The sequence below is a fragment of the Paratractidigestivibacter sp. genome (assembly GCF_052362415.1).
Classification (GTDB): Bacteria; Actinomycetota; Coriobacteriia; order Coriobacteriales; family Atopobiaceae; genus Paratractidigestivibacter.
The window spans coordinates 1-2,721 of record NZ_DAWEMK010000163.1; the positions used below are offsets into that span (position 1 = coordinate 1).

The 2,721-nt window shown below is 66.2% G+C and carries 3 protein-coding genes; all 3 read right to left on the minus strand.

Going from position 1 to position 2,721, the window contains the following annotated elements; genetic code table 11:
- Window positions 1–304 precede the first annotated feature (304 nt).
- Entirely contained in the window at window positions 305–922 is a 618-nt protein-coding gene (locus ACT84W_RS10365) for a butyrate kinase (RefSeq protein ID WP_444329156.1), read from the minus strand.
- The gene (locus ACT84W_RS10370) at window positions 841–1,617 is read right to left on the minus strand and encodes a flavodoxin family protein (RefSeq protein WP_444329154.1); all 777 of its coding nucleotides are present in this window, start codon (window positions 1,615–1,617) and stop codon (window positions 841–843) included. Before ACT84W_RS10370 ends, ACT84W_RS10365 begins: the two co-directional genes overlap by 82 nt.
- A 188-nt stretch (window positions 1,618–1,805) precedes the next feature.
- A partial coding sequence (locus ACT84W_RS10375) for a PucR family transcriptional regulator (RefSeq protein WP_444329155.1) occupies window positions 1,806–2,721 on the minus strand: 916 nt, incomplete at its 5' end.

Here is a 2,721-nt window from a genome sequence, read left to right on the forward strand (position 1 = left end):
GGCAGCAGGAACTGGCCGAGGACGTTCGTCGCGAGCGCCACGCAGGTAAAGATGTACCACGTGTGGTCAACGGGTCGTGCCCGAGCAGCGTCGCCGTCGTGTTGATCACGATAGCCAGGACGATGTCCTGGATGATGAGCTTGCGGTTCCATTCGCACATTCGGGCGGCCTTTCTTGGGTGGCCAGGGATGGTTTGCCTACAGGGTCGATGCTAACCCGGGGGGCGCGCGGTCACCAAGGTCCGCGCCCTCAAGGAACAGGGCGCGGACCGCAAGAGGATTTGTGCTCGCGCACAGGGTTGACCTCAGCCCTCGAAGCAGGCGAAGCCGTCGAAGACTGACTTGCCCGTGTAGCGGAGCGGCTCCTCGTCGCCGTCGAGCACGCGCCGGGCGCCGGCGGCCATGGCCTCGAGCTCGAACTCGCCGGGGTACGCAAAGACCGGCGCGATCCAGCCGCAGCGCTCCTCGATCGCGCGAACGAGGCCCTTGTTGTGGACCATACCGCCGCCGAGCAGGATACCGTCAACGTTGCCGCCCAAAGCCGCCGCCATGGCGCCTATCTCCTTGCAGATCTGATAAACCATGGCATCCCAGGCGCGGCGGCACGCCTCATCCCCCGCCTCGGCGCGACGGCTCACCTCGAGCGCGTCGGACGTGCCAAGAAGGTCGACGAAGCCGCCGGTCTTCATGCACATCCTGCGCACGTCGGCAGTCGCGTGGCCGGCGTCGAGGTAGTCGAGGACCTCTGCGACGGGCAGGGCGCCGCAGCGGGTGGGCGCCATCGGGCCCTCGCCACCCACGATATCGGCGCCGTCGACCATGCGCCCGCGGTCATGGGCGCTCACGCTGATTCCGCCGCCGATGTGGCAGACCACGAAGCGGCACTCCTCGTAGGCGCGCCCGGCGGAGGCGGCGTGGCGAATGGCGGCCTCCTTGAGGTTGAGGAGGGGTCGGCGCCCGCGGCGACGTTCTCCTGGATCTTCTTTGCCGCGGCGGCCAGGTTCTCGCCGATCAGCGTGGCGCGGTCGATCAGGGCGTCGTCCATGAGGGCGGTCTTGGACCAGGGGACCCACTCGTTGTCGATGACCTGCCAGCTGGGAGTCATGGCCTGGAGCTGGTGCTCCGACTGGACGTGCGTGCCCCAGTCCGAGCCGCCGATGCCGATATAGGAAACGGCCTTCGGGCTCATGATGGCGGGGGCGGGAACGGCAACGCCGCGCGCGGCGTCTCCTCCCTGGGCAAGTCGGCCCTGCGCGATCTGCGTCGCGATGAAGTTGTTGCCGGTGTCCATGCGAGGCCCGAAGCGGTCCATGATCGTGTGGAACAGGCCCGACGCACCGGTCTCGAAGATCGGGTCGACCATGACGACGCCGTCGGCGTGGAACATCTCAAAAGCAAGCCAGTCGAAGTCGTCCTTGTGGACGCACACGTTCTTGGTGCCGCTCATGAGCATCTTCACGCAGGTGATGCAGCCGGTGCAGTGCTTGATGTCAAGGTCCATCGCCCGGATGAACTCGACCTCGCAGCCCTGCTTCTGCGCCGCCAGAAGCACCGCCTTGCAGATGGTGTCGTTGTTGCCGTTCTTGGTGCCGAACGAGACGCCCACGATCTTGGTCATGGCGACCCCTTTCCTCTCCGGGCAAAGCCCTACGGCGGCGCCCCCGCGCCGCGATCAACTGAGGGAAGGTTAGGGCCAAAACCGTTAGGCTGGCGTATAGATAACAGAACTACTTCCTGCGCAGGCTTTGTGCTGAATCACAAATGCGCAGATAAAAAGCCTGAAAAAGAAGCACCTTGCTCGGTTCGCTATTTCTCCATGCCCTCCATGATGGAGGCGGAGAAGCTGAGCGCCAGGCGGTCGTCGCCGTCCTTCAGGTCGATGAAGAACAGCTCGCGCACCTTGTTCATGCGGTAGAAGTAGGTGTTGCGGTGGACGTTCAGCGCCGCGGCGGCGTCGGCGGGGCTGCCGGGGAAGCGCACGCTCATGATGGCCGTCTGCAGGTAGGCGGTCCCGTGCTCGCGGTCGTAGTCGGCCATGGCGACCACGCGCTTGTCGAGCAGCATCTCGAGCCGGTCGGGGGCGCCCGCCGAGCTCGCGAGCGCGGCGAAGCGGTGCTCCCAGTAGTAGTAGGCGCGCCCGGCCTCGGGCTCGCGGATGGTTTTCTCGAGGTCGATGGCCTCGCGCAGGCGCCCCGGGCACATGAGCAAATCGCCGAACGGCTCGCTCACAAAGAGCGAGAGCTCGTTGTTTGCCAGGGTGGTCATGAGGGCCTTGTTCGACGTCAGGCGACGCTGGGCGCGCGCATAGTCGTCGTAGCCGGCGGTCTCGTTCTTTCCGATGGGCGCGAGCACGACGAGGCAGTTCTCGCGGGCGCACCACAGGCTGTTTCGCAGCGCCCGGGCGCACATGGTGCCCACGCGGGCATGGTAGTCCTTGTCGGCGTTGCGCTGCCCGGTGACCACGAGCAGCACATAGCTCACGTCGAGCGGAAGGCTCGTGAGGAGCACCTGCGCGCGCATGGTCTGGACGTTGACGAAGGACCCCTCCACGAGGTCGCGCAGGACGGAGGAGCCAGACCCCACGCGCTCGCCCGCGGCGCCCAGCCTATCGATCATGACACCGGCGAGCTGGCCCGCGTAGTCGATGAGCTCGAGGTCGAAGCCGGTGATGGGCCGGTCCTTCTCCATAACGTCGTAGCGGCCCATCTCGAGGTGGTGGTAA

Coding starts and splice junctions, on each gene's coding strand:
- ACT84W_RS10370 (WP_444329154.1), bottom strand. CDS start 1,617: ATGACCAAGATCGTGGGCGTCTCGTTCGGCACCAAGAACGGCAACAAC.